Annotated in this window: 6 protein-coding genes; 5 read left to right on the forward strand and 1 reads right to left on the reverse strand. The window is 62.9% G+C overall.

Annotated features, from left to right (window positions below; all coding sequences use genetic code 11):
• On the forward strand, positions 1–366 hold a 366-nt coding region (locus ACFFNA_RS35595), incomplete at its 5' end, for an RES family NAD+ phosphorylase (RefSeq protein ID WP_378924610.1).
• Positions 367–408: 42 nt separating this feature from the next.
• Here ACFFNA_RS35595 and ACFFNA_RS35600 read toward each other — a convergent pair.
• Entirely contained in the window at positions 409–1563 is a 1155-nt protein-coding gene (locus tag ACFFNA_RS35600; protein ID WP_378924618.1) for a site-specific integrase, read from the reverse strand.
• A 263-nt stretch (positions 1564–1826) separates the two neighbouring features.
• Here ACFFNA_RS35600 and ACFFNA_RS35605 point away from each other — a divergent pair, with 263 nt between their 5' ends.
• The 4 genes from ACFFNA_RS35605 (at position 1827) to scpB (ending at position 5252) form a co-directional block, all read left to right on the forward strand.
• A complete protein-coding gene (locus tag ACFFNA_RS35605; RefSeq protein ID WP_120017802.1) occupies positions 1827–2117 on the forward strand; it encodes a hypothetical protein in 291 nt (96 codons plus the stop codon).
• On the forward strand, positions 2107–2676 hold the full coding sequence (locus ACFFNA_RS35610) for a type II toxin-antitoxin system VapC family toxin (protein WP_378924612.1): 570 nt from the start codon (positions 2107–2109) through the stop codon (positions 2674–2676). The genes ACFFNA_RS35605 and ACFFNA_RS35610 overlap by 11 nt, the downstream gene beginning before the upstream one ends.
• 912 nt (positions 2677–3588) lie before the next feature.
• Positions 3589–4545, forward strand: a complete 957-nt coding sequence (locus ACFFNA_RS35615) for a DUF1403 family protein (protein WP_378924614.1) — start codon at positions 3589–3591, stop codon at positions 4543–4545.
• Positions 4546–4601: 56 nt separating this feature from the next.
• Complete coding sequence (gene scpB, locus ACFFNA_RS35620; RefSeq protein WP_378924616.1) at positions 4602–5252, forward strand: SMC-Scp complex subunit ScpB; 651 nt, start codon at positions 4602–4604, stop codon at positions 5250–5252.
• Positions 5253–6252: the final 1000 nt, after the last annotated feature.

The raw sequence follows: 6252 nt of genomic DNA on the forward strand, positions 1-6252 counted from the left end.
GAAGCCAACCAGGGCTTCGCACAGCGGATCGATCCGTGCGTGCTTTGCTCCTATGAGATCGATTGTGACGACATCGCGGATCTGACAACGCAAGAGGGGAGGGGTGAGTTTTCTGTGACGCTCGAAGAGATGGCCTGCGCCTGGGCGACTGCTCTCAGCGACGGAGAGCGCCCGGCGTCCTGGTCCATCTACGACCGGTTGCGACCTCGAAATATTGCCGGCATTGTGGTTCCGAGCTTCGCGCCGGGGGCTGAGATGGAGGATCGCAACCTGGTCCTTTGGGACTGGGGTCCGGATCTGCCGCACAGGATAACCGTATTCGACCCGAGCGGCCGGTTGCCGAAGGACCAGCTATCCTGGCGATAACGCATTGTCCGCATCCGAAGGGCAGGGGAGGGCGCTTGCGCCCTACAGTCCACTGGCCTTGGTGAGATTGACACGGAAACGATCGCGCCGGCGCTGATAGCGGCGCGTCATTTCAGCCGAGGCATGGCCGAGTTGTTTTTGCACATAGCGCTCGTCGACCTCGGCCGAGGATGCCAGCCCTGCACGCAATGAGTGCCCCGAGAACTTCTGACCGCGCTCGCCCTCCGACAAATCGCCACGCACGCCGGCGGTCAATGCTGAGCGCTTGACCAGTCGCGCCACCTCCTGACTGTTCAACCGGTCGGCGCCGACAGCTTTGCCTTGCCCTGTCACCCGTCGAAACAGCGGTCCGTGGGCGATGCGCGCCAGCTTCAGCCAGGTCTGCAGCGCGACAACCGGACAGGTGGCGTCGGCGGAACCACGGCCGATCTCGACCTCGCGCCAGCCGGTTTTACCGCGCAAGGTGACCAAAACGCCCTTTTCCAGGATCTCGATCCAGCCCGAAGAATCCTCGGTCTGATCGCGGCCGACATCGAGGCCGACGATTTCGGAGCGCCGCAGGCCGCCCGCGAAGCCCAGGAGCAGCATGGCGCGGTCGCGCAAGCCCCGCAGCGTGCCGCGGTCGAGCGTCTCCAGCATGGCGATCAGATCGTCGCGCAGCACGGCTTCCTTCTGCCGGGGAGGAGAGGCGTGTTTGTTGCGGATCCCGGCCAGCACGGTGGCGATATGGCGATCCTTGCGATCGAGCGGTTGGCCGCGTTGCGTATAGTTCCAGGTCAAGGAGGACAGGCGGCGCTCGATCGTCGACACCGACTTTTTGCCTGCTCCTGGCGCCGAGGCCTGCGCCGTGATGTAGAGCCCGACGATCTGCGGGTCCGCAGGCAGCGGCTCAAAAGACTGACGACGGCACCAGGCGCAAAAATGCTTCCAGTCCGATGCATAGGCGCGACGTGTGTTGGCTGAGCTCGCCGCCTCGACATAATCGCGGGCTCGGTCCGCCAAGCGCTCGAGGTGGCCAGGCAACCGTTCTTGTTCCTTTGCTCGAACCGGCAGGGGAGGGGAGGGGGCTCCCTCTTCGCCACCGCGCAGTTCATGCGGCGTCGGATGGCCCATCTCCAGCACGAGATCGACAATGTCCGGCAAATCATCGGTATCGGCCGGATCGGTGTGTTTCATAAAATGGCGGGGATTGCCCATCAATCTCGTTACCGGGAATGTCATGGCGTACGATTCTGTGCGACCCAAGGTGCGATCTGCGAGCCGATTTGTCCACCAACGATCACATGCAAAACGCGCAGCACTTTGTTGCTCGTCGCACGGGCCGTTGCCCGCGCAAGCTCCGTCCGGTCCGTCGCGGGCTGCGGCACAAGTGTGAGGTCGCGGCCACGCTGCCAACAGGCGACCGGCTTGCATACGCGTTCAACAGTCTTTATATTTCGTTCAACGTCCGGAGAACGATCATGGCCACACGCGCCGCCGCCGAAAACGACGAACGGGCCGCTCGCACTCGCAATCGCCTGACACTCGAACAGGCGAGGGCGGTTGGCCTTCTCGGCGCGGCCAAGAACACGCGCCTCTCGGGTAGGGTGTCGTCGGAACTGATCGAGGCGGCAAAGAAGCGCGCTCATGTCAGCTCCGACACCGAACTCCTCGAACTTGCCTTGTCGCGGCTGGCCCTTGAGGATGACTTCGGCCCCCGCCTTGTGGGTCGCAAAGGCAGCATCCCCGCAGACATCGATCTTGGCGTTTGATCTGCGGAACGCGCTGCGTTCCCTCAAGCCGCAAGCGCGAACCGCCGAGCTCGAACGGCGAGCGGATTCCGCGCTGTCCTGGGCAGGGGACGAGCCGCCTGTTGGCGGCGTCCTTCTGCTTGACACGAGTGTCTATCTGGACGTCCTGCAGGGACGCTCGCCCGAAGCGGTCGATGAGCTTCTCAGCTATCGGCTCTGTCACCACTCGGCGGTTTGCCTTGCCGAAGTCACCCATGTCTTTGGTCGACTCGACCCGGCCCACGCCACGACGAAGGCGGTCCTGAAGGTGATTGAGGACACGATCGAGGACATTCCGGCGCATCGGCTTCATGCTCCCGACGCCACCGCGTGGGGACGCGCCGGCATGCTTGCCGGGCTGTCGTTCCGGCTGACCCAGCTGCCGACGGGGCAGGGGCACGAACGCCGCTTTCTCAATGATGCGCTGATCTTCCACCAGGCCGCTTTGCTCGGGGCGACGGTCCTGACTGACAATATCCGGGATTTCGATTACCTCAACCAGCTTGTGCCATCGGTGCGGGTGATCTTCTACCGGTGCTAGAGCTTTTCAGATCGCTCGCGCCAGCTTCAGACGTGGTCCGGTTGTTGCGCGCGGATGTCTTGCGGATCCCTCCACCCCGCGGGTGCCAGCGCCTGTGTCGACCATCGGATCCGGGAGTGAATCGGAAATCGTGAGACTACGTGACAAAAAAAGGGTCTGGCAGCGCGTTTTGATTCAGTTTTCATGAGACTGCGTGACAACCGGCGTGCACGCCTTCAGCGAAACAAGTGCCTGCAAATCAATGGATTGGGGGACACAGGCGCGGACGGCATGCACGCAGTCTCACGAAAACCGATTCAAAAATCAAAAATGGCGGTACCTCGCAAGGGGTTCCGGCCCGCTGAAACAGGCCCAAAAAGCCCGAATCATTTGGCCGCACAAGCATGCGCGAGATGTCGCCTGACGGCCCGATCGGCATGAATTTCGGCGTCCTGCTCGACCTGTCCAGGGCTGGGCGCGAGCCCGATCGTCAGGCGAACTCGGTTACACGCGGGAAAACTTCCTTGTGGTTTCAAAGCGCTAGCGATGCGATCGAGCTGGTTCGATGAGCCTCCCAGCAATTGTGGCAGCGGACAGCCATTGAAGCGACCTTGCGGAAAGGCAAAAAAGCGCTAGAATTGATCTGCAATGGAATGACCTGTGGTCGTTGCCATCGGCCTGGGCCAGCAGCTGGGAGCCGCCGACCCGAAAAGGCCCAACGACCTGCCGAAGCTTGGCGATTGTCGGCGGCTTGGCTCCCAGACGAAATTCTCAGCATTTCCGGTCGAAAAGCGCGTCCCTGAGCCGGCTTAGGGATTTTTTTCAAAACGAACGATAATGCAAGATTATCGTTCGTTATCTTGATCCGACAGGTTGTGCGTTTTAAGCCGAAAGTGATGGCGGAAAGCGCACGCGCGATTTACCCTCGAAATCATGATTCGACTCGACCCCGCCACCGCCAACCCAACGCTGCCGCCGACCATCCCGGCCTGGGCGCTTGCCTCTGGCAGCGCGTCCAGCGACGCCGATGCCGCCTTCCAGGCGGGCGCCGCCTTGGGCACGCTGGACATGCTCGCCCGGGCGCAGCCTGCCTGGTCCGGTGCTTGGCGCCAGCGGCTGGCACTCAACTGCGCCGCCGCCAGCATGCGGCCCGCCGGCCGCGCAGAGGACGCAGCCGCGTTGCGTGACGCCTGGCATCTGTGCCCGGCCGGCGCCGATCCCGGCCCCGCCGGCGCCATTTTTTCCGCCTGGCGGCAGCTGTCGCTGCAGCCGCCCGTCGCCAGCCTTGATCGGCTCGAAAAGATCGTCGGCCAGCTCGGCCTCCATTGGGACGGCGCGGCGCTCGCCGACCTCTGCACGGAGACTGAAAAGCTGGCGGGCTCACAGCGGCCGGCGCCGTTCGCCGCCGCGGCGATCGCCGCACACGTCGTCGCCATGCGGCCCGATGCCGAGCTTTTGGCCTGGTGGCTGGCCGACCTGGTGCTGGCGCAAAGCCTGCGCTGGCCGCGCCCGCTGCCGCTCCTGATGGCGCAGGTTTTTGGCCCGGCATTTCGGTCGACGGAGGCGCGCGACAAAAGAATCCGGCCGGGACAAGAGGGGTTTGAGGCTGCGATCTGCCTGGCGCTGGCCCAGGCGGCGGCGGAGGCCTGCCGGCTGGCCGCCGAGCTGTCGCGCCGCGCCGAAAAGCTTTTGGCGGTGGCGCCGAAACTGCGCGCCAAGGGCGCGGGCGATGTGATTTTTCTACTGCTCAACGAAGACGCCGTCTCCGGATCGCTGGCGACGAAAAACCTGTCGCGCTTTGCCGCGCGACGCCTGTTCGATCGCCTGTTGACGCTGGAGGCGGTGCGCGAGCTGTCCGGCCGGTCCTCGTTCCGGATATTTGGGCTCTAAAGATGGTAGAGGTCGCCCGATCCAAACGCCCGCGAGACAAGAGGGATGTCCAGCGAATGCTGGTCGACACCGAGCTTGAGCACCTGCCGGCGGAACTGCGCTGGCGCGAATGGATGGGCCGGGTGGAGGCTGTGATCTTTGCCGCCAGCGAACCGGTGACACGCGAGGTGCTGGCGCGGGTGGTGGGAAGAAACTGCAATCTCGAGCTGATTATCGACGACATCCGCGCCGAGCTCACCGGCCGCCCCTATGAGCTGGTCGCGGTCGCCGGCGGCTGGCAGCACCGGACTAAAAAGGCCTTTGGAGACAGCATCCACGCCGCATTTGGCACGGCAGGGCAGGGGACAAAAGAACTGTCGCAGTCGGAGGCGCTCGTGCTGATGTGCATTGCCTATTTCCAGCCGATCACGCGCGGCGAGCTGTCTTCCTTCTTCGGCAAGGAGGTCTCGCGCGATCTGATCGGCGTGCTACGGGGACAGGAGCTGATCGCCTCGGGGCCGCGCAGCCCGAAGCCGGGGGCCCCCTACACCTATGTGACGACGAAGACTTTTTTGTCGCAATTCGGGCTCGAGACGCTGCGCCAGCTGCCGGATTTCGAGGCGCTCGAGGACGCCGGACTACTGTCCAAGGAGAAGCTGCTGGCAGGCGACATTGTGCCCGACTTTTCTTCCAATCACCAAAACGCCGACCTAGGGATCGAGGATTAACTGGCCGCTGGCGCGTAAGAGCCGCTGGCAGTTGCGTGTCCGAAATGTAGAGGCGGTTTTCGGACAAGGAGCAGTTCCGGACAGAGGCGCTCAATCTGGTCGGCGATCTCGGCCTACGCGAGATGATCGGAAGGGGCAGGCTCGGCGCCCGTGGGATCTTTTGAAGCAAACCCAACTCAGCGACAAATCAGTCTGGGAGAGTTAGCGCAAGCTATCAAACCTTGTAGGATGCGTGAGTCTGGGAAGCGGGGGTGAACAACACGATTGTTGGGCGCTGACAACGCCCAAGCCGCCGTGCCTGTTGACGGAAAACGGGATCAGCTGTCTTTGGCGCGGCACAATATGGCGAAGAAGAACGCTCCGCCTCCCAAACATCCATGAGGCTTGAATTCTTTGGGGATGCGATCGCCCCAAGTGATCGCTCGCCCCTTCGATCCGCAATTTTCGAGGTCGAAGATCGGACCATCGCGGCCGGTTACAATCTAAAGCTTTGGTGAAAAACCAACACCCATGTTGACGATGATTTGCGACAGCTGTGTATGAAATGCGGCGGGTGCAGCGCCTGATGTCATATGCGGCGCTCGGGATGTGATCGTCGACATCATTGAATTTGTCGAAGACGCGGACGGGTGCTTGTCCCAATAACGGAGGCTTTCGGAAGTCCGGGCAGGGCTGCTAGACGGCGCTCAACCCTGCGACGCTACCGCCGGCGGGGAGGGGGCCGACCTGCAGCCAACTAAATCTGTGGGGAGCTTGCGGTCGAAGGCCGCCAGCAGCTACCGCGTCGATCGCCAGCCATGGCAGACTGACGGGATCTGGTTCAAGGATCTGACAATGGGCAAGAGGCGCCCGGCTCACTGTGCATTATGCGGAGAACTGCGACTGGTCACCCGGGAGGGTTCTTCTCTATTCGGCGTGTTGAGGTCAAGCGCTTTCGAGCTTTCCGCTCTGCGGGTGTTTGACGTCTTTCGCGGGTCCTTGCTTCTCTTCGGGATCGGCC

It is taken from the genome of Mesorhizobium kowhaii (assembly GCF_042431665.1).
GTDB lineage: Bacteria > Pseudomonadota > Alphaproteobacteria > Rhizobiales > Rhizobiaceae > Mesorhizobium > Mesorhizobium kowhaii.

Coding starts and splice junctions, on each gene's coding strand:
- ACFFNA_RS35615 (WP_378924614.1), top strand. CDS start 3,589: ATGATTCGACTCGACCCCGCCACCGCCAACCCAACGCTGCCGCCGACC.
- ACFFNA_RS35600 (WP_378924618.1), bottom strand. CDS start 1,563: ATGGGCAATCCCCGCCATTTTATGAAACACACCGATCCGGCCGATACC.
- scpB (WP_378924616.1), top strand. CDS start 4,602: ATGCTGGTCGACACCGAGCTTGAGCACCTGCCGGCGGAACTGCGCTGG.
- ACFFNA_RS35605 (WP_120017802.1), top strand. CDS start 1,827: ATGGCCACACGCGCCGCCGCCGAAAACGACGAACGGGCCGCTCGCACT.